The sequence below is a fragment of the Anaerobacillus sp. ABR4_321 genome (assembly GCF_056158505.1).
In genome coordinates, this window is record NZ_JBSWTK010000001.1 from 1,076,246 (window position 1) to 1,095,234 (window position 18,989).

Sequence of the window (18,989 nt, forward strand, 5' to 3'; positions counted from 1 at the left end):
CGGAATCATCATGAGAATGACAATTCCGTTCTGTTAAATATAAGTAGCTAATCAATGGAATTACTTAGCTTATGTACATGGTAAACACCCTTCGCATTTTTGATTTCTTCTCTTTTGTAAATTGCATATAGAGTAGAAACTAGTAATAATAATGAGGAGAACAAGAAAGTAAATCGAACGCCAAATAGATCAGTTAAGCTACCTAGTAATAGGGTAGATAGGCCAAAAGTTAGTGAAAAAATTACTCCCTGAGCAGAATAGACTTTTGGAAGGGTTTGTAATGTGCAACTTTTTTGAAATAACGTGTTTTGTGCTACGTCTTTCATCTGGCTAAAGACCCCAAATAATAGGGATAATAGTAAAGCTAGCCAGGGGAGTGAAATGACTCCAAAAACAAACGTAATTGAAAAGCTTAAGAAGCTACCAATAATTATAGTATTGCCTATATGATTGTCTATTGTTTTTGAAAATCTAAAAGTTACAATACCACCGAACATTAGTCCTAAGAAAAAAGTTGAATTAATAAACCCCCACCATTGCTCACCTACTTGTAAAGCTTGTTCAATATAAATGTAAAGTATTGCTGCAATCCAAACACCACTAGCTACGCCTTCTGCAACATTCATTACACTGATGGTTTTTAATTTCGGCGTATTTAATATTGTCGACCATCCTTCTTTTAGAGAGTCCATTTTGTTCTTATCACTTTTGCTTGGTGTCTCCTTATGATGATCGTTTATAAGAAGCATAAATAAGGTTGATATAACAAACAGGAGAATCACAAAGCTTAACAAAAGATTTCCTCCTAGAAACGCAACGAAAATACCGCCTACAGCCCAACCGGATAATCGGATAGTTTGGTCGACTATAGATAGGAAACCATTAGCTTTTGTTAACTGGTTTTCTTGCACTAATCTCGGAATCATAGAGTTTCTAGAAGGTAAAGCCCATCCATCTAAAAATGCAATACAAGAGATTGCAATATAGATAATAAATAGAAAACTAGCATCAAACGATAAATAGATTAACAACCCAACGATACCTAGTATTATTGTTTTTGCAAATTGGGAAATGGCTAGAATTCTTTTTAATGTGAATTTATCAAACATAAGTGGAGCTAACAAACCACTAATGAATTGAGAGAAGGTAATTGTAAAGGGAACTAACGCCATGAAGGTTGCCGACTGAGTAGCACGATAAATAATGTCCATCAGTGCAACGATATAAAATACATCGCCAGCGTTTGCTAATGCTTGGCCTATCCATAAATAGTGAAAAGATTTATTATAATTTTTCAATAGTATCACCTTCTACTTAAGGACCAAGTGATTATCAATCAATTCCCAGTCTAATGTGTCAACAAAGGAAATCATTCCGTTTAAACTTTCTTTACCATGCTGTGTTAAACAATATTCTTTCTTCTTCAGTTCATACAAAGATTCTTTTAAGGGTTTAACATAAGATAAAGCTTTTTGGGTATCGTTAAGCTTTAGGTAAAAATGCACGAGTCCTATTGCTACACCTGCAGCATGATAAGCTAAGTCGTAAGGTCTTTTTACTTTTAGAATGGCTGAAGTGACTAACGCTTCTACTGTACGGCATTGCTCTAAATTAACAAAAATTTTATTTACCATATCATCAACGAAAATACTATTATGAATAAATTCATGATAGATGTTTTCTGCATAATCGACTGCTGTCCAGCTTTTTTGAGGGTTTAACCAGATTAAACCAAGTGCACAAGATGTAGATCCTCCACCTTGTCCGTACTTCTTAAAGCAAATGATGGTCCCTAGAAGCTGGTGAATTGCAAAATGTAGACCTGGATTGATCTCTAAAAGAATCATTAAAGCTTGATTTATCTTAGATGTTATCGTTCTCTGTTCAGATGAAGAAAACATATGTTTATTATTTTCTAAATCGCTATCTTCTAAGAATTTCTTTTTGAGAAAGTGATGATAAAGCTCTTGATCTTCATATTTAATTGAGAGGCTTTTTTCTTGATATGGAATATCAATATTTTGTAAGTTGTTTAGCACCTCAAAATAATTTTCTTTTAATGATTCTTTATTATTAAATTTTTTATAATTTACCAAAGCTTCCATGTTCGTTATTACTTTTTCAGTATTTAAAAAATGGATAGCGAGTTTATCAGCAGTAACCATTTCTTTTTCTCCTTTCTATTTCAAAAAAAGCACTCTGTAAGGAATAGAGTGCTTTAATTCAAAGATTTTGTAATATCTTCATAATTAAGTGAGTCTAAAAAGGTTTCCATCTCCCTTAAAGTCTGAAGCCCATGGGGTTTAATAAATTCCTCCTTCGTCTTTAAGTCATTTATTGTAATCTTTAATGATTCTAAAAAAGACATAGCTTTTTTGTGATCGTTTAAGAGGTGGTAGTAGTGCATTAAACCGATAGCTACACCTGCTGAATGATAAGCTCTATCCAGTGGGCGTTTCTTCTTCAGGATAGCAGAAGTGGTCAATGCATCTTCTTGCTCACATACGTCTTGTGAAGGCAAAATTCCGTTAATCATGTCATCAAGAAAAATGCTGTTATGAATGAATTCGTGATAAATTGCATCCGCATAATCAATTACCGTCCATTTTTTCTTGGGGCTTAACCAAATTAGTCCTAACGCTCCAGAGGCTGAGCCACCACCGAACCCTTTAACCTTGAAGCAAATGATTGTACCAATCAGGGTTTCGATAAGGTTTTTAAGTTCTGGATGAAGAACCTTTAATAATCCTATTGCTTTGTCAATATTATTGCTGATTTCCTGCTGTTCTTTTAATGAAAAGAGATGTTTATCGTCTTCAACCTCTTCAGGTAGCAGCATCCCCATGCTTACAAGATGTTTACATAATTCCTCATTTCGATACTCTACTAATATCTTATCTTCTTTAAAAGGTATTTTTGCATACTGTAGCGTATGTAGAGATTCAAAAAAACTCTCCTTTAATAGAAGTGAGTTGTAATCATTATCCGGTTTGGTAAAATTAATAATAGATTTCATATTATTAAGTATATTTTCTTTATTTAAGTAAGGGAGATTGATGCTTTTCTTTTTATCTAGAACTGCAACCATAGGTTTTCCTCCTTTATTTAGATAAAGCGTGCAAAGGGTTTCTTTGCACGCTTTGAAATTTTATTCACTGTCAGATTCATGCAGTTGCATACGCTGAACTACCACAGAAGCATTTGTTTGTGCGGGTTTGAAATGGTTGTCAGCAAACTTCTTGATGTTTTCTTCGATCGTTTGATTTTTTTTGTTTTCCATTAGAATTCCTCCTGTATTTTCATTGCCCTTGTTGAGGCCTCGATGAGGGGCTAATTGAAATATATCACTCAACTGGATTTATTTGTATTGGGAAACAACGATGGAGAAACGAAGGGTGATAATAGATTTAACGTAATAAGTTGCTTTCATAGGGGAGATGTAAATTGAATATAGAAGAAAAGTTAAAGATTCTAAAAAGCTTGCGTAAGGAGAAGGATATATCACAAGAAGAACTAGCTCATGGGATTTGTTCTGTTCCATATTTAAGTAAGATGGAGAATTTAAAGGTTGTTCCAAGTGAGGAAGTTTTGGATTTATTAATGGAAAAACTTAATGTTAATTCCAAATACTTAAATAATAACGAGGTTATTGAAGATGTATGGAAATTCTATCATTCCATGCAGGACAAAAATTTGGATGAAGCCGAAAAACGTTATAACCAATTACAAGAAATAATAGGAAATCATTTAGTAGATCCCCAAGTCTCAATTTATTTTAAGTTGTTTAGCATTCGATACTATCTTTTATTGAGAGATTTTAGTCAAGCTAAGATGTTTATCGACTTATCAAAACAACTTTCAGATATGTTTGATTTAAATATGAATTATTATTTTGAAAAGTTCTCTGGGCAGTATCATTATTTAACTAATGAATTTGAGTTGTCTCTTGATTCGTTTCGAAGGGCTGAGAAAATACTTGAGGAGATATTACTTGAAGATAGAGAAAAGTATGACCTCTATTATAATATTGCATTATCCTTAAGCAGGATGCTCAAGGTATCCGAAAGTATATTTTATGTTAAAGAGTCCCTGAACTTTTACAATAAGATTTATAACTTTCATAGTAGTATTAACTGCAACATCTTATTATCAATTAATTTCAGGCGTATAGGAAATCACCAAGGTGCCAATGAATACCTCCAAAATGCTCTTAAAATAGCACAATCTATCGGTGATAACGCTCTGTTAGGTAAAATTTTTCACAATATGGGGTTTTTATTCACATTAGAAGGGAAATCCAAAGAAGCGATTACACATTACAAAAAAAGCCTAAATAATAAGAATGAAAATGATTTAAGCAAGTGTCAAACATATCATGCGATAGCTAAAGAGTATTTGAATCTTAATAATAAAAAGCAAGGAATAAAATGGTGCCAATTGGGCCTTACCTTTGCAAAAGAGAATAACAAACAAAGCCATATATATCACCTCACTATATTAGCTCACTTATTAGGTGAACGTATTGAAGATTTGGAATGTTACTTGAGTGATGAAGTAATACCTTACTTTCAAGAAATAAATGCATTTGAAGAAGTAGTAAGATATACAGAAATGTTAGCACAGTATTATGAAGAGAATTTCCATTATAAGAAAGCTAACAAGCTCTATAAACAGCTAATAACTAATTTTAAGAGTTTAAACACACTTTCTTAAAAAGCCGAAAGGCTTTTTTTTATGCAAGCAAGTTGTACTAACTAATCGATTGTAAGACTACGATTGATGCGATTGCTTTCTCAATACACAAGTGAAATGTCCTGTGCTACATTGGAATTAAGCCAGAAAACATTATTAATTTTGGCAATATTCTTTATTCTGGGGGAATTCATATGAAGAAAAAAATCTCATTACTATTATTGGTACTCAGTTTATTTGCAGCTAATGTTCCTGTTGGGGATCAAAATGCAGCAGAAGATGATTACCCTGATCCAGTACCAGGTCAGAAAATCTAAATGGCCAAGGAGTGTCACATAGTGAAAGTATCTACCGGAGACTGGGTGGAGTTGAAGAATAGAGAAAATTTCAGAGGGTTTGTAATCAATGTTTATAACGATCCGGATGGAAACAAACTCTCTATACGTCTTAGCAAACCAGAGTACTTGGTTAACAAATGTTTGACCATTAAAGAAGAAGAGGCTATTAAGTTGAGCACAGAGCTTTTAGAGGAAGATCTAAATTGTTTAATAGATTTAGCCCTTCAATTAAAAGATAAGACGTGGTTTAAAGAGTTAAGTAAACATTATTCTAGTTACCAAAGGCCTTAGCCTTTGAATATAAAAATTTTTTAGGAGGACTTTTATTATGAGAGCACACGATATTCACATGGGAGCAGCAATTGATGAAGAGAACAGAATTATTCTTTTAACTGGGAGCATTGATAGAAACGATCATAGTATTGTACTAAGCATACCAGTACCAAGCCAAGGCGAATGGACAATTATTAAAGCAGAAGTAAATATTACAGATGAGCCTTGGACTGGATGGCAGATCAATATTGGAGAAGGTGCTACAGTAGCACTTGATGGAGATAAACCTGATTTACTGATGTCTCGTCACTTCGCAAATAGTAAATACTTCCCTGAACAGAACTCAGTTGTATTTTATGGGGACGCTGAGATTCGTCCAGGAGACGCAATCCTTAAATATACAAAACTAAATGTTATTAGCAATAAAGTAGTATTATCTCATAATCGTGCATGTCCACGTCATGAAGGTGCAATCAATCAAATGTTAGAAGATGCTTCTTTTGGTAAGGAGTTTCCAAAGGTGGAAGTGGAAGTACCTGTAAGTAAAATTAATGCACCTGATGAAATTAAGACATTACAAAATAACTAAATCCATTTAATTGAAAGGGCTGTTATAGAGGAGTCTATAGCAGCCTTTTTTATAAAGGAGTTGTAGTAAGGATGACTCTTCTTCAAAATCGGAATTTTTTCATTTTATGGATCGGTAAGTTGTGGTTATTAATTGGGAATCGTTTTAGCGCACTTGTGATTCCTTGGATCGTTCTACAACAAACAAGCTCTCCATTAAAAACTAGTATCATTACTATCTGCTCACAGATATCACCATTAATATTTTCTATTCCAGCAGGAACATATATTGAAAGAAAAAATAAAAAAAACATTGCAGCTATATCCGAATGCATACGAGGAAGCACTATGCTTATCTTAGTTATAGCGGCATTTATGGGCAGTTTAACTCTTCCTTTAATTGCATTTGTATTACTAATTACAGGATTCACAGGATTGACTTATAGTATCTCATTTAACGCTATGATTCCTTCTGTAGCAGGAAGAAAAAACATACTTGGAGCTCATAACTATATTGAAGGTGCCGACGCAGTTGGTACATTAATCGGTCCAGTTTTAGCAGGACTACTATTTACCCATTTTGGAGCAGGCATTGCTCTCTCTGTAGATGTAGTCGTTATTTTTATCTCGATGATCACAATTCTTACTATTAAAGAAAGCGAATTATTTGGTCGCATTAAAGAGCAAGATATCATAAATAAAGAAAAAAAGTCTCCTTTTCTCCTTGAAGCGAAAAAAGGGTTTGCATATATATTTGGTAACAGGATTCAAAGAATCTTGACTATTAATCATTTCACCCTAAATTTCTCAACGGTTTTTATTATGCTACTCGTTATTATTCATGGAAAAGAAACACTGGGTTTAAATGTAACAGAAACAGGATTATTAATTACAGCAGCTGGAGTTGGAAATATCCTAGGTGTGCTACTACTTCCCAAATTTAATCGACTACCATGGATTACGTTATTATCCTTTACAATATTGCTTTCTGCTAGTGGTGTATTAATTTTTTCTCTTACTACTTCTTTTTGGGTTGCTTTCTTTGGTGTTTTATTATTTGACGGAGCATTATCTGTTGCTTTTGTTGTGCATGGAAGTACGACGCAAGCTGTGACCGAGGATCATTACCTTTCTAGAGTAAGTAGCTCACGATATGTGATTTCTGGTTCAGCAGCACTCTTGGGAAGTTTTATTGCAGGTGTTGTTGCAGAGTTCTCGAGTAGTTCAATTGCGTTGCTAATTGGATTCGTGCTTATGATAATCACGGTGATTATTACGATTCTTTATAAAACAGTTAACCTACCTATTTCAGAATTAGAACCTTTTGAAAAAACGATCTAACGGGAGGAATAGACTAATGAAGCTTATTGATGATTGTGATTCAGTTTTAGGTTTAAATACAAACCTAAGTTTGATCACTCATACTCCAAGTCGGAACATGGATATTAAAATGCCCTCATTAAGGCCATCTAGTGAGAGTCCTAAAGAGGTAGAAATCGCAATTATAGGAGCTGGTTTGGCTGGAATCGCTCTAGCTTCTAGAGCATGGCATCTTGGTTATAGAAAAGAAGATATGGCAATTTATGACGCAAATAGCGTTTTTGCTCAAAATTTTGTGTCTAGAACAAAAAATATCAATCAGAAAATCATGAGGAGTCCTTATAAACACCATTTAGCTCCAATGGAAGATATTTCACTAAGCAATTTTGCTAGGCTAAACCATAACGATTTGACCCCTGATGAAAAAAAGCAATTAAAGCTAGATCGGTTGGGTGAGAGAGGGTTGCCTCCACTGGATATGTTTCTAAACCATACTAAAGAGGTTATTTATACGCATAACTTAAACAGCTTAGCTTTCCAGATGAATATTATTGAACTTAAAAAAAGTGATGAGTTTTGGAAAATAAAAACCGATAACGATGGAACCGTTAAAGCGAAATACGTTATTTTGGCTCTTGGGAATGACATTAACACTATTGATCTACCAGAAAACATAGAAATACCGACTGTCAGCGCTCTACATTCGAATCATCTTTCGTACTGTAAAGATTCGATTAACTCTGTGTGTGTAGTAGGTTCAGGAAACACAGCTGCTCATGTAATTTTGAATGCGATAAAGAGTGGAAAGAAAGTTAATTGGATCCTCAGAAATGAACAATACTATCGCTGCGCAGATATTCCTAATGAATTCTGGCGTTATGAGGGACTATCCCAATTTGGAAAGCTACCACTTCACAAACGAAATGAGAAGTTGTCGGACATTTACCACGGAAGTGCAATGCCGGAGCACTTTTATTTATTTAGGAAATTCTGCAAGCAAGGATTCCTAGAAATTCACGAGTTTGACGAAATAATAGAACAGGTGTCTAGCAGAAAACTTCGTTTGCGTAGCGGAACAGAAATAACTGCCGATATGATTGTTATGGCAAATGGAATAAAGCCTAGTAAGCTTCCATTAATATCACCTAGCATCGTTCGGTATGGGAGTTTCCCAGTTTTAAACGATGAAAGCTTGGAAGTCAAAGATGCAGAAAATCTATTTATTGCAAGCGCACATAGTGCACTAAGCTTAGGACCAGCTGCCAAAAATATAGATGGCATGCGACTTGCTAACGAACGTATATTTCAATCTATTCTTAAGAAAGAAAACAAATGGACTTCAAATATTAATAAGATTCGATCCCTGGCTAAATGGAGCACTTCAGGTGCTATTACAGGATAGGTGTAGGAGGAAATGACATGATTATAGAAAAAGAGCATTCTCATTACAATCTAGAAGATATTGAAGAAGTTTGTGTTACACTTATGGCTTTTGAAAGTAAGTTCCTATATAAGTCCTTAGGTTTAGCTGTATATACAAATAATATTAGTAAATTAATGTCACTTTCTGAAACGATGTCACATGGTAAGACAGAAGAGCAAGAGATGATTAATCAGTTATTAATTACTACTGGGAAAGAAAAACTAAAAGAAGTGAGAGTTCTTTTACCTTCATATAAGCGATCATCAGGTAGTACGCGTAATGAAATTCGCTTTAATTTCTCTGCCATTAAAGAAGCGTGTAATAAAAGAGGATATACAAACATCACAGTATCTTTGCTTATTATGGTCATGATGATAAGAAATTTATAGAGGAGGAGTTTCGATGAATTATTATCAAGAGGTCCCAGGATTAGAAGAATTGGATAATTTTAATGAGAAGATTGTAATTGGTGAAATAAGAACTAATACATTTATTTGATATGAATATCTGAAGGTAATCCATTAGGCCATTCAGGTGCGCGACAAAGGTGAGAAGGTTCTATGTCTCCCAAACTGGTTAAAATGGCTATTGTTAATCTCCTTGTCGACATGAATCAGTGAATTTCACAGAGCCTACATAAAGGAACGACTGTATTAAGTCATAACTTTATGGTGAACAAATCATGTGTTTGATTCTTTCACCTTACTTTTGAGCATGATATTCTCATAAATCTGTGAAGCCGATCCGGTGATGCAAGATGGCGGTCCCTGATTGTTATTCGGCTGCCTGCAAATGAACATACCAATCACAGCCTACATAATAAACTGGTACCTGGGGGTGTTTAAATCTCCCATCTTTTATTAGTAAGGTATTCAATAAGTTTTTAAGCGGGGCGATCTACCTGTTCCTGTCTCCCTAGTTGAGATTACGCGGGGAGAAGAATGAATGAAAGAGTTAAGAGCCTTTTAGAATAATAAGTTCATTTCTGCACCGATTGAACTTGTTTATGAGCAGCAGCAACATGAGATTTGTTGTCGTAATAAAGAATCAGGTCAAGAGCTGTTTGCTCAGGCTTATCTAAATGATGATTATCGGTGGGAAGTCTATTTTATGGTAGTAGAAGAAAGTGAGGAGGTTCTGAAAAGGCTCCTTGCGATAGGGTATGAAGTGGATGACGATTCGGAACTGTAGCTTTTTGAAGCATTTCATTATGAGGATGCACAGGAGAAGTTTAGGCGGTGGGTGCAAGAGGTGTATTTACCATTGAAAAGTCGGTGTTAGCAGTGGTATCATTTCTGCTCTTTAAAGAATCATGGAGCGCTTAAGCAAATAACCACTATAACAGTAAAATACCAGTTGAGCTAACCATACATATGGTTAGCTCAACTGTTTTTCAAAATAAGAAAATGAAGGCTAATTCATTGCTCAATTCAGTATAGAATTTAAAAAAAATTGTTGCTGCTGCGTCTGTTGTTGGTATGGTTGGAAAGGAAGGGACAATTATTCTGATGACAATTGGGCCGATGCTTTATTATGCTGTGGTTTCTGGTGTGTGTTGGGTAATTCAACACCCAAATCATATTTCCCGCGTTCGCCACAAGAACTTGGAGAGTCAGCACGAGTTGCTCTTTCATCTGAAGCTGGTCAGCGACACTAAATTGGAAAAGAAGAACATCATGTTACTAAAGGGGCGCTTCCGGAGATAAATGATCCGAGCGGATAATGAAGTATAAGCCTAAATGGGACGAGGAACTTGTCCCCATGTCCCCCCTTCCCATCCCTGCTGGGACGATGTACCTGTCCCTCTGTCCCGATTACCACTTGCACTTTTTGTCAAATCGTCTTAAAGTATATAATGGTTGAAATCCATCATAAATGGTAATGGATAGACTAACTTGTCACTTTTTAATTTGGAGATTACGTTCTCCTTAAGGAAAGGGTTCAGATAGATATGAAACAAAATTTTTGGCATGAGTTGCCGAAGCCGTTTTTTATTTTGGCACCGATGGAAGCCGTCACAGATGTTGTTTTCCGTCATGTCGTAAGTGAAGCAGCAAGACCTGATGTGTTTTTTACAGAGTTTACGAATACAGAAAGCTTTTGTCATCCAAATGGAAGAGAGAGCGTTCGCGGACGTTTAACGTACACAGAAGATGAGCAGCCGCTCGTTGCTCACATTTGGGGAGATAAGCCCGAATACTTCCGAGAGATGAGTATTGGAATGGCAGAGATGGGCTTTCGTGGGGTAGATATCAATATGGGCTGCCCAGTGCATAACGTTGCAGCAAAAGGGAAAGGATGCGGATTGATCCGTCGCCCAGATGTTGCGGCAGATATCATCCAGGCAGCGAAGGCAGGAGGCCTTCCTGTAAGTGTGAAAACGCGCCTTGGCTATACGGAAGTGGACGAATGGCACGATTGGCTTAAGCACCTTCTTGAGCAGGATATCGTCAACCTATCCATCCACCTTCGTACGAAAAAGGAAATGAGTAACGTCGATGCGCACTGGGAGTTGATTCCAGAGATCAAGAAGCTTCGTGACGAAGTTGCTCCTCATACGCTTCTTACGATCAATGGTGATATCCCTGACCGTCAAAAGGGACTTGAACTTGTTGAGAAATATGGCGTAGATGGCGTAATGATTGGTCGTGGAATCTTCCACAACCCATTTGCTTTCGAAAAAGAAAAGAAAGAGCATACGAGTGAAGAACTTTTAGACCTCCTACGTCTACAGCTCGATCTTCACGATAAGTATTCCGAAGAGTTGGAGCCACGTCTCTTCAAACCACTTCGCCGCTTCTTTAAAATTTACGTTCGTGACTTCCGCGGAGCGAGTGAGTTGAGGCATAAATTAATGAGTACAGAAACGACGGATGAAGTGCGTGAGATGCTCGATGAGTTTATGGCGAAAGTTCCAGTGAACGAATAGTAATACTTTTTGAGAGAAAAGCCCTTTGTGCTTTTCTCTTTTTTTATAATGTCTCGTACTTCTTTAGTGGTTACCAGATGTGGTCGTTCAAACTAAAAAACGGAACCTTAAAAGGATTCCGTTTTTGTTAAATCTATATATTTAACAGAGCCGCATACGTATTTATTCTACCTCTCTGATAAAGAGTACCTGTCCCATTTAGTTGTACTGTCGTAGTCTCAATTGCATTCTGAACGGCATTTATATCAGAATTGAGAGAGAGCATGAGTGCTGCGAGGCCAGCCACGAATGGCGCTGCCATTGATGTTCCAGATAATGAGCCGTAATCAGTTGCTCCTTGGCTGTTTGCATACGTAGGAAGTGTGGAGAGGATATTGACTCCTGGAGCAGCAACATCCACCCATGAAGCACCGTAGTTTGAGAATGATGCCTTGTTATCATTTTGATCTAAAGCTGCAACACTTAGGCACTGGGCATAAGCAGCTGGGAAAAATAGGTTATTTGAATTTAAGTTTCCTGCCGCTGCGACGTTAAGCACGCCATTATCTTTTGCGTATTGAAGAGCATTTTGGAGTGTGGCGCTCGCCATAGGTCCTCCAAGACTTAAGTTGATAACCTTTGCACCGTTTTGTGCTGCATAGATGACTCCTTGTGCCACGTCGCTAAAAGAACCACTTCCACTGTCATCTAATACTTTGATGTTCATAATCTTTGGATTGATGGCGAGTCCAGCAACACCAAGGTCATTTCTAGTTGTAGCTGCTGCAATTCCTGCTACATGTGTACCGTGACCATTCAAATCTTCTGCAGTTGAAGACGCTGAGAAGTTTTGGCTTAAAATAATCTTGTCCACTAAGTCAGGGTGGTTAGTTTGAACACCGGTATCCAATATTGCAATATTTACTAGAGTTGAACCACGTGTAACATTCCAGGCTCGTACTGAATTTATTTTGAGAAGCCCCCACTGTTGAGAAAAGAGCGGATCATTAGGTGTAAGTGTAGCATTTAGAATGCCTTCATACTCAACATAATCAACACCCGAAAAGTTAGAAATGATCGTCATTTTAATATTTAACAAAGACGGAGCAACTTTTACAACATAAACATTCAGAACTGGAATTGTATCGATAACAGTAAGACCACCAACTTGCGAAATGATACGAAGGGCGGTACTTGGTATAACGCCAGGTAAAAACCCGATTATAAAACGATCAGGTAAATAGTTCATTGTATAGATAACACCTCCTATATTCATAAGGTGTTACTAGTTTATTCAGTAGATTGATAGATGATTGGACGGGCTGGGAGGGACGTAGGGACAGGTTCCTTGTCCCACATAGACTATTGATGGGAGGGACACTGTACCTGTCCCAGCGTCCCTCAGAAGGATGGATACCCGATACGAGATAGCAACAACCCGGCATAAAACTAAGAGACATAACTGTAAAAGGAAGAATAGTAATGAAAAACAAACTAAATCATGAGGTTTTTGGAGAAATCTTTTTTAAAGCAGGTTTTGTAAAAGAAATAGAGCTAGAAATGTTTGGGGTTAGGAGAAAAATAGAAGTTGTCATTGATGCTGAAGAAGACGGTGAATTTGAAGAATTGCAGATTGAAACTTATAAAAACTTCTTCCGTTCCATTGACCAAAGGGTAAGGGATGCTGAGAATGCTATTTTAAGTTATTACAATTCGGAAAGCCTTCAGTATAGAGAGAAACTTACGAGAAAAGATGAGTTAAGTAATTTAGTTACTCCAAGACAGATCATGTTCCCGTTATTATTTAATGATAATAAAAGGGAAGCAGGATTTATTTGTGATTGTTCATGGGACATTGAACATGGACTAGGAGTTAGATTTGTAAATGAGAAAGTTACGGAAGTTGGTTATCAAGATACATTGTTATAACTCGGTGATGTTCTAGATAGTAATAGATAACAAAAGTAAATTAATTATTAATCATAATAAAATACGACGTATTTACAGAAATACTGTAGAGTCTCTGAGGTGTTGGTATTGGTTAAAAAGTGATTTTAATTCATTAGGAGAGGCGTATGATGGCCAGTAATAGAGATCAAACAAATTCACTTTCGATGAAGATTAGGAATGAAAATAGACAAGGAAAATAACAAAATTCAATATATACTCGATGGCAGAAAGAAGGAAATTCATATTCCGAATTTAAATCTAGCAAACCTTTACCTACTCTTACTTCCTGCATCAAAATAACTTCCAAGGAGGTAAGTAACTGAATGAAAAGTTTTCGTTTTCTATCGAAGTATGTTTCTCTAGAGGATGATGAATCAAATGAAAAACATAAATTTTTCAGCTTAGAAAGAACTGCAATTAAAAGTGCAGAGGAAAGAATGGAGACACAGTTTCCAGATGAACTAAAGGCTTTTTATAAAGAAATTGGTTATGGTTTCTTAAATCGGCGGTCTAGTGCTATCAATAGGTTGTTAGATCCTGAGAGTGTTGCAGACATAAGAAATAGAGAAGATATTTATGAATCCGATCCGGATTTAGATATTTATTCGGACTTTACCAAGTTAGTATTCTTTGAAGCTATAGAAGGTCTATACTTTTCTATAGAACTAAATAACAAAAAGGAAAGCCCTGTTTATTATGTAGATACTAAAATTGCTGACTCGTTGGAGGAGTTCTTAAGGAAAATAGATGAAGAAGGAGAATATTTTTATAGTTTAATACAATAGTTTAGGTATTTTTAAAATGGTTAATGTGATTCACTCTTTAAGAGAAGTTCTACAAATAGTAGTTTTCTTAATAAGTCAGGGGGCTAACTATGTTTGTATAGCTTACCTGGTTTTATCTGTTTTATTAAATGTTGATTAACTGATCCGTCCTTATAATCTAAAATCTTTAATTGAGGGAGTAGAATAAATGACTCAAGTAAACAAATACGTTACTAAAATAAGTCTGCTATCTCAATGTCGTGTTTATGAACCTGTAGGTCTTCCTGATATTGATGAGGCAAAGCACACACTCCCTGAAGATGTAAAAGAGTTTTATAGTACTTGTGGAGGAGCGGTTTTGTTTGAGAATGAAGACTATACCATAGAAATTGTACCACCTGAAAAATTCAAACTAGCAAACCCAATTATTATAGGTGAATTATGTGAAGAAGATATTTCATCGAACTGGTATATCATTTGTAACGATGGTGCGGATGAATTTCTAACCATAGATCTTGATAAAAAGAGATTCGGAAGGTGTTATGATAGTTACTTTGAGCGTCACGGGCTTGTAGGCGAGACAAGCGTTGTAGCTACTTCTTTTACAGAATTACTGGAGATGCTCATTGAAAACAAGGGGCAGTATTGGTATTGGTTGAGAAGTAATTTCAACTCACTAGGAGACGCGTATGATGACCAGTAATAGAGAAGAACTGAATTTAATAACGGTAAAAGGATTCAACGTAAACAAAGAAACTAACAAGATTAAATATAAACTAAATGGAAGAAAGAAGGAAATTGAAATACCTAAACTAGACCTAGCAAACTTTTACATAGAGTGGGAAAGAATCATTGCTCTTTCTGGTGAAAAGGATTTTCCAGATACCTTGAAAGGATATTCTCTTGAAGGTGAATTTCTATTTGAAGTGCCTGCCCCTGATCACTTTATGTATTCTTATTTAACAGAAGGTGCAACCAATGAAATGTTGGTAGTGTGCTCTTCATCTGAAGGAAAAGTAGATGGATGGTATGACTGGCATTTTGTCATTGATGAAAACACTGGGGTGCTCACTCGAGGGTATCCAGCATACTAGTAAGCGGTATTAAATAGGAAACGAAGAATCGTGCAATCTATTTTTTAGGGGGCATATAAATGTCTGATTTTCATACTAATCATAAAGATTTAAAATCCTTTTATTATGAAATTAACAAATATTCTGAGGGGATTCATCATTTAAATAAAGGTGCATCTCTAAAAGAAATCCATCACTTTGAAGGAAATCATCAAATTAATTTGCCCAGAGTTTATAAAGACTTTCTTCAAATTAGTAATGGAGGAGAAATTTTTATTCCTGGAACTGTATTGGCTGAAGTGTACATTCCTCAAGTTAGTCCAAGAGTAAAAGGGGTTTTTTATCTCAATCCAAATTTTAACATGGGTGATAAAGTAGTGAATTGGTCAGAGCAATATCTTCCTATTGCCAAACTCAATTATGGTGACGTAATCTGTATCGATTTAGCAAAGAATAATGAATATGAAGCGCAAATTGTTCAATGGGATATTGAAAAGAGTGAAATTCCTAGGAGTTGGATTGGTTTCATTGAATGGTTAATGGATGGTCTAGAGGAAGGAGCAATGTTAGTTGACTATGAGGGGAATGAGAAAGAATTAGACTTCTGATATTCGACAGATCTGAAAGGATTGATCGTTAGGTATGAGTATATTAAGAAATATTAGCGATAGTTACCGAATAGCTTCCTTAAAAAATCCTTCTGAAGAAGAAGATATAAACAACCTTAAAAAAACCTCTCCAATAGATGTGCCGGATGATTATATGGAGTTAATAAGTAAAGCTACAGAAATCGAATTCATTGTAGACAACAGCATGACTATTAGAATTTGGGGGGCTTTAGGGGCTATTGAAATGAATGAAGCATATAATATTCAACAATATATCCCTAACTCGCTTGCTGTAGGAGATGATGAAGGCGGTAGAGCATTAATCTATCTTAAAGGAAAGAAAGGATATGGATTATATTTGATTGGTTTTGGTGGTTTGGATTTAGAAGAAGCGGAGTTTGTTGCACCATCTCTTGAAGAATTATTAATTAGAGATAAAGGAATACATACATTAATAATGGTTTGAGCGTTTCTTATATGATAGGTAAGATGATAGAAATCTAAAAGATTTTTATGGACTGGTAAAAGAAGAAGAGGAGTTAAAAGTGAAACTCCCAAACCAGTACAAAGAATTGGTTAGAAAATACAGATCAAGTGGTACCTGTTGGAGTTAATGTATTAGGAGTAGAAGGCGATTTAGGAGCATCATTGCTTGTAGAGAATTAGGGCTCCAGACGAATTAAACTTTTTAAAATGAAATAGGACATGGCTTTCTATTAGCGAGGATGCTGCTATTAATAGGTTGATAGGTCCAGAGAGCGTTGCAGAGGTGGAACGAGTTATATGGAGGAACTATTAAAAGTAAACATTGAAAAAGTTAAAAACGAATTGTTTAAAGATCCAAACAGTATCATCTTTGGTGAGCTGAATAAAGGCATAGAAAAAACTCAAGAAAATTCCACAATACCTTTAGGCTATTGGTATTTTCTTGAGATATCAAATGGTGCAAGGTGTGGAGGAATAGATATCTGGTCATATGAAGAGTTGTCTTCACATCAATATCGTGTCTCAGATATCTCAGGAGGTCATGCGAAGTGGATTGAAGTAGGGCAGGTCTTATATGAACCGTTAGTTATAAATAAAGAAACTGAAGCAGTGTATCTCTATAAAGATGAGCAAAAGTTATTGAAAGTCGCCAATGGTTTTATAGAATTTATTCATAACCATACCTTTGGAGAGAAGTATGAAGTACTAATACCTAACTCACATTTGGACGAATGGTTTTTATTACTTAAGCGATTAGATCTTGCTTAATATCTAAAGGCTTACTGTGGCGATTCTGTAATTCGTTTCTAGAAATAGTCAACTAAAAAACCAGGTCGCTAAACGATAGCGTTAGCATACCTGGTTTTAATCTATGACCTATTTGCTGATTCCCATCAGCCCCCTGCAATCATCCGCGCCAACTGACCACATATAAGAGCGGCATACGTTCCGACGACGTTACCGAGTATCCCCATCAATAGTCCAACAGGTGCAAGCGCTGGTTGGAAGACAGAAGCAACGATTGGAGCGGAACTTGTTCCACCGATATTTCCTTGTGAACCAACGGCTACAAAGAACAATGGTGCGCGCAGTAAGCGGGCAGCGATAAAGATAAACAGTACGTGAATTGCGAGCCATACCATTCCCATCAGGATAAACTGAGGAGCTTGAACGATGTCCATCAAGTTTGCCTGAGCACCGATGGCTGTTAGGAATAAGTAGATTCCCATATAACCGAATTTACTAGCACCGTAGTATTCAAGTTTGCGAACTTTTGTAAATGATAGAAGAATACCAACGGCTGTAATGATAAGAAAAGTCCATGTGGACGTGCTCATCACGTCTGATTTTGGAATGAAAGACAGGTCAGCAAACAGACGGATTAAGTAAGATCCAGCAAAACCAATTGCAAGAATACCGAAAAGCTGTGGCAGCTGTAGAGGTTTTGCGTTTCTTTCTACATCTGTTGCAATCTCTGCATTTACTCGTTTGATCGTTGAGTTGTCTGCCTTGTTCCATTTGTTAAATCGTTCTTGGAAATTAGCAAGTGAGATCATAACACCCATCCAGCCAATTCCAACTAGCGTGTCTGTTAAGATGATCGGACTAAGAATATCATCAGGAGTCTTAAACGCTTCGATCATCGCACCCATGTTTCCTGACCCACCGATCCAGCTTCCGGCAAGGGCACCGACACCACGCCATGCTTCATCTGGAAGGATACCTTGGAAAAGGAAAAAGGCGATTGGTCCACCTACAACGACACCAAGTGTACCAGCTAAGAAAACTAGGATGGCTTTTCCGCCAAGTTTAAACGTGGCAGGTACGTTCGTACTGATCATTAACAGCAATAGACCTGCTGGAAGCATATAAGTGCTCAAGAAGCTGTACAGATCAGAACTTTGAGGGATGATACCGAACGTCGTTGAGAGCATCGGCAAGAAATACATCCAGATCAACGGCGGTAAATAGCCGAAGAACTTTTTAATCGGTCCATATTGAACTGTCGAAAGCATAAATACAATTCCGACAATTGCGATTAAATAAGCAAAAATTGCCATGGGTTGTTGAATGAGGGCTTGTGATAATATCATGATGTGTCTCTCCTTCTCTGCTCAAATCTTCGAATTATCAACAATAAGTTAAAAAACCAGATTTAAAGAGTATAGCACAGGAAAGAGACACTAGGACAGCACCATGTTCACTAAAATTATGGTAAAAAGATCCCGTATGAATATGAAGGAGGCAGTAATGAATCCTATCAAGCTAAAAAAGCTAGAGCTACAAGTCATGCGTACCATTCCTTTTATTGAATCTGAGTCCACAGATAACCCATCAAGTATGATGGAATTAATTCAGAAGAGGTTTATAAAAGCGCTGCATATATTGGAAAATTCCACGAAGAGTGAGATTAAGAAAGAAGACTTCACTATAGTAGGGTGTTCTAAGGCTTTTCTTGAGGTCTCAACAGATTACAATCATCCGTTATTAATAGAATTAGGGAGAACAGAAGAAGCATTTTCAGAGGTGTTTCACTGAGATTTTAAAGAATAAAGCAGTGGTTAATCAAACGTTTGATTAACCACTG

At 36.3% G+C, this 18,989-nt stretch carries 23 protein-coding genes; 17 read left to right on the forward strand and 6 right to left on the reverse strand.

All coding sequences use genetic code 11. The features are described from left to right. Positions 1 to 47: 47 nt before the first annotated feature. Genes ACXADT_RS05745 through ACXADT_RS05760 form a run of 4 tightly spaced genes read right to left on the reverse strand, consistent with a single transcriptional unit; the run spans position 48 to position 3,280 of the window. Complete coding sequence (locus ACXADT_RS05745; protein WP_474833600.1) at positions 48 to 1,298, reverse strand: MFS transporter; 1,251 nt, start codon at positions 1,296 to 1,298, stop codon at positions 48 to 50. Positions 1,299 to 1,310: 12 nt separating this feature from the next. Beyond that, positions 1,311 to 2,165 (reverse strand): aKG-HExxH-type peptide beta-hydroxylase, encoded by an 855-nt coding sequence (locus tag ACXADT_RS05750; protein WP_474833601.1) that lies wholly within the window; start codon positions 2,163 to 2,165, stop codon positions 1,311 to 1,313. Between the two features lie 53 nt (positions 2,166 to 2,218). Next, complete coding sequence (locus ACXADT_RS05755) at positions 2,219 to 3,088, reverse strand: aKG-HExxH-type peptide beta-hydroxylase (protein ID WP_474833603.1); 870 nt, start codon at positions 3,086 to 3,088, stop codon at positions 2,219 to 2,221. Positions 3,089 to 3,148: 60 nt separating this feature from the next. After that, on the reverse strand, positions 3,149 to 3,280 hold the full coding sequence (locus tag ACXADT_RS05760; RefSeq protein WP_474833604.1) for a hypothetical protein: 132 nt from the start codon (positions 3,278 to 3,280) through the stop codon (positions 3,149 to 3,151). 164 nt (positions 3,281 to 3,444) lie between these two features. Between ACXADT_RS05760 and ACXADT_RS05765 the strand changes: the two genes are divergently transcribed. The 9 genes from ACXADT_RS05765 to ACXADT_RS05805 all read left to right on the forward strand — a co-directional run bounded on the left by ACXADT_RS05765 (position 3,445) and on the right by ACXADT_RS05805 (position 11,542). Further along, positions 3,445 to 4,713 carry a tetratricopeptide repeat protein gene (locus ACXADT_RS05765; RefSeq protein WP_474833605.1) on the forward strand — a complete coding sequence of 423 codons (1,269 nt, stop codon included), beginning with the start codon at positions 3,445 to 3,447 and terminating at the stop codon, positions 4,711 to 4,713. A gap of 173 nt (positions 4,714 to 4,886) precedes the next feature. Beyond that, complete coding sequence (locus ACXADT_RS05770; protein ID WP_474833607.1) at positions 4,887 to 5,009, forward strand: hypothetical protein; 123 nt, start codon at positions 4,887 to 4,889, stop codon at positions 5,007 to 5,009. A gap of 21 nt (positions 5,010 to 5,030) precedes the next feature. Further along, complete coding sequence (locus ACXADT_RS05775) at positions 5,031 to 5,321, forward strand: IDEAL domain-containing protein (RefSeq protein ID WP_474833609.1); 291 nt, start codon at positions 5,031 to 5,033, stop codon at positions 5,319 to 5,321. A gap of 37 nt (positions 5,322 to 5,358) precedes the next feature. Continuing rightward, complete coding sequence (locus ACXADT_RS05780; RefSeq protein ID WP_474833610.1) at positions 5,359 to 5,892, forward strand: DUF6423 family protein; 534 nt, start codon at positions 5,359 to 5,361, stop codon at positions 5,890 to 5,892. A 71-nt stretch (positions 5,893 to 5,963) separates the two neighbouring features. Next, positions 5,964 to 7,211 carry an MFS transporter gene (locus ACXADT_RS05785; protein ID WP_474833611.1) on the forward strand — a complete coding sequence of 416 codons (1,248 nt, stop codon included), beginning with the start codon at positions 5,964 to 5,966 and terminating at the stop codon, positions 7,209 to 7,211. A gap of 16 nt (positions 7,212 to 7,227) precedes the next feature. Beyond that, entirely contained in the window at positions 7,228 to 8,592 is a 1,365-nt protein-coding gene (locus ACXADT_RS05790) for an FAD-dependent oxidoreductase (RefSeq protein ID WP_474833613.1), read from the forward strand. Between the two features lie 17 nt (positions 8,593 to 8,609). Continuing rightward, positions 8,610 to 9,002 (forward strand): hypothetical protein, encoded by a 393-nt coding sequence (locus ACXADT_RS05795; RefSeq protein WP_474833614.1) that lies wholly within the window; start codon positions 8,610 to 8,612, stop codon positions 9,000 to 9,002. 1,089 nt (positions 9,003 to 10,091) lie between these two features. After that, complete coding sequence (locus tag ACXADT_RS05800; RefSeq protein WP_474833616.1) at positions 10,092 to 10,319, forward strand: hypothetical protein; 228 nt, start codon at positions 10,092 to 10,094, stop codon at positions 10,317 to 10,319. A gap of 245 nt (positions 10,320 to 10,564) precedes the next feature. Continuing rightward, complete coding sequence (locus ACXADT_RS05805) at positions 10,565 to 11,542, forward strand: tRNA dihydrouridine synthase (protein WP_474833617.1); 978 nt, start codon at positions 10,565 to 10,567, stop codon at positions 11,540 to 11,542. Positions 11,543 to 11,675: 133 nt separating this feature from the next. On the opposite strand, the gene ACXADT_RS05810 is transcribed toward ACXADT_RS05805, so the two are convergent. Further along, positions 11,676 to 12,770 carry a S8 family peptidase gene (locus ACXADT_RS05810; RefSeq protein WP_474833619.1) on the reverse strand — a complete coding sequence of 365 codons (1,095 nt, stop codon included), beginning with the start codon at positions 12,768 to 12,770 and terminating at the stop codon, positions 11,676 to 11,678. A gap of 233 nt (positions 12,771 to 13,003) precedes the next feature. On the opposite strand from ACXADT_RS05810, the gene ACXADT_RS05815 reads away from it, so the two are divergent. From ACXADT_RS05815 to ACXADT_RS05845, 7 genes are all read left to right on the forward strand, one after another. Then, complete coding sequence (locus ACXADT_RS05815) at positions 13,004 to 13,450, forward strand: DUF6985 domain-containing protein (RefSeq protein WP_474833620.1); 447 nt, start codon at positions 13,004 to 13,006, stop codon at positions 13,448 to 13,450. Between the two features lie 344 nt (positions 13,451 to 13,794). Continuing rightward, entirely contained in the window at positions 13,795 to 14,256 is a 462-nt protein-coding gene (locus ACXADT_RS05820) for an SMI1/KNR4 family protein (protein WP_474833622.1), read from the forward strand. A gap of 187 nt (positions 14,257 to 14,443) precedes the next feature. After that, the gene (locus tag ACXADT_RS05825; RefSeq protein WP_474833623.1) at positions 14,444 to 14,938 is read left to right on the forward strand and encodes an SMI1/KNR4 family protein; all 495 of its coding nucleotides are present in this window, start codon (positions 14,444 to 14,446) and stop codon (positions 14,936 to 14,938) included. Next, on the forward strand, positions 14,928 to 15,329 hold the full coding sequence (locus ACXADT_RS05830) for a hypothetical protein (RefSeq protein WP_474833624.1): 402 nt from the start codon (positions 14,928 to 14,930) through the stop codon (positions 15,327 to 15,329). The genes ACXADT_RS05825 and ACXADT_RS05830 overlap by 11 nt, the downstream gene beginning before the upstream one ends. A gap of 59 nt (positions 15,330 to 15,388) precedes the next feature. Continuing rightward, positions 15,389 to 15,916, forward strand: coding sequence for an SMI1/KNR4 family protein (locus ACXADT_RS05835; RefSeq protein ID WP_474833626.1), 528 nt, complete (start codon positions 15,389 to 15,391; stop codon positions 15,914 to 15,916). 34 nt (positions 15,917 to 15,950) lie between these two features. Further along, positions 15,951 to 16,382 (forward strand): SMI1/KNR4 family protein, encoded by a 432-nt coding sequence (locus ACXADT_RS05840; RefSeq protein WP_474833627.1) that lies wholly within the window; start codon positions 15,951 to 15,953, stop codon positions 16,380 to 16,382. A gap of 317 nt (positions 16,383 to 16,699) precedes the next feature. Then, positions 16,700 to 17,170, forward strand: coding sequence for a hypothetical protein (locus tag ACXADT_RS05845; RefSeq protein ID WP_474833629.1), 471 nt, complete (start codon positions 16,700 to 16,702; stop codon positions 17,168 to 17,170). A gap of 125 nt (positions 17,171 to 17,295) precedes the next feature. Here ACXADT_RS05845 and ACXADT_RS05850 read toward each other — a convergent pair whose 3' ends face one another. Further along, positions 17,296 to 18,495: a DUF819 family protein gene (locus ACXADT_RS05850; RefSeq protein ID WP_270180270.1), complete on the reverse strand. Its 1,200-nt coding sequence runs from the start codon at positions 18,493 to 18,495 to the stop codon at positions 17,296 to 17,298. Between the two features lie 157 nt (positions 18,496 to 18,652). On the opposite strand from ACXADT_RS05850, the gene ACXADT_RS05855 reads away from it, so the two are divergent. Next, positions 18,653 to 18,940 (forward strand): hypothetical protein, encoded by a 288-nt coding sequence (locus tag ACXADT_RS05855; protein WP_474833630.1) that lies wholly within the window; start codon positions 18,653 to 18,655, stop codon positions 18,938 to 18,940. Positions 18,941 to 18,989: the final 49 nt, after the last annotated feature.

Bases quoted from the DNA above. Each gene is read 5' to 3' on its own strand.
- ACXADT_RS05750 (WP_474833601.1), bottom strand. From the start codon at position 2,165: ATGGTTACTGCTGATAAACTCGCTATCCATTTTTTAAATACTGAAAAA.
- ACXADT_RS05755 (WP_474833603.1), bottom strand. From the start codon at position 3,088: ATGGTTGCAGTTCTAGATAAAAAGAAAAGCATCAATCTCCCTTACTTA.
- ACXADT_RS05760 (WP_474833604.1), bottom strand. From the start codon at position 3,280: ATGGAAAACAAAAAAAATCAAACGATCGAAGAAAACATCAAGAAGTTT.
- ACXADT_RS05770 (WP_474833607.1), top strand. From the start codon at position 4,887: ATGAAGAAAAAAATCTCATTACTATTATTGGTACTCAGTTTATTTGCA.
- ACXADT_RS05780 (WP_474833610.1), top strand. From the start codon at position 5,359: ATGAGAGCACACGATATTCACATGGGAGCAGCAATTGATGAAGAGAAC.
- ACXADT_RS05785 (WP_474833611.1), top strand. From the start codon at position 5,964: ATGACTCTTCTTCAAAATCGGAATTTTTTCATTTTATGGATCGGTAAG.
- ACXADT_RS05790 (WP_474833613.1), top strand. From the start codon at position 7,228: ATGAAGCTTATTGATGATTGTGATTCAGTTTTAGGTTTAAATACAAAC.
- ACXADT_RS05795 (WP_474833614.1), top strand. From the start codon at position 8,610: ATGATTATAGAAAAAGAGCATTCTCATTACAATCTAGAAGATATTGAA.
- ACXADT_RS05800 (WP_474833616.1), top strand. From the start codon at position 10,092: ATGGTTGGAAAGGAAGGGACAATTATTCTGATGACAATTGGGCCGATG.
- ACXADT_RS05805 (WP_474833617.1), top strand. From the start codon at position 10,565: ATGAAACAAAATTTTTGGCATGAGTTGCCGAAGCCGTTTTTTATTTTG.
- ACXADT_RS05810 (WP_474833619.1), bottom strand. From the start codon at position 12,770: ATGAACTATTTACCTGATCGTTTTATAATCGGGTTTTTACCTGGCGTT.
- ACXADT_RS05815 (WP_474833620.1), top strand. From the start codon at position 13,004: ATGAAAAACAAACTAAATCATGAGGTTTTTGGAGAAATCTTTTTTAAA.
- ACXADT_RS05820 (WP_474833622.1), top strand. From the start codon at position 13,795: ATGAAAAGTTTTCGTTTTCTATCGAAGTATGTTTCTCTAGAGGATGAT.
- ACXADT_RS05825 (WP_474833623.1), top strand. From the start codon at position 14,444: ATGACTCAAGTAAACAAATACGTTACTAAAATAAGTCTGCTATCTCAA.
- ACXADT_RS05830 (WP_474833624.1), top strand. From the start codon at position 14,928: ATGACCAGTAATAGAGAAGAACTGAATTTAATAACGGTAAAAGGATTC.
- ACXADT_RS05835 (WP_474833626.1), top strand. From the start codon at position 15,389: ATGTCTGATTTTCATACTAATCATAAAGATTTAAAATCCTTTTATTAT.
- ACXADT_RS05840 (WP_474833627.1), top strand. From the start codon at position 15,951: ATGAGTATATTAAGAAATATTAGCGATAGTTACCGAATAGCTTCCTTA.
- ACXADT_RS05845 (WP_474833629.1), top strand. From the start codon at position 16,700: ATGGAGGAACTATTAAAAGTAAACATTGAAAAAGTTAAAAACGAATTG.
- ACXADT_RS05850 (WP_270180270.1), bottom strand. From the start codon at position 18,495: ATGATATTATCACAAGCCCTCATTCAACAACCCATGGCAATTTTTGCT.
- ACXADT_RS05855 (WP_474833630.1), top strand. From the start codon at position 18,653: ATGAATCCTATCAAGCTAAAAAAGCTAGAGCTACAAGTCATGCGTACC.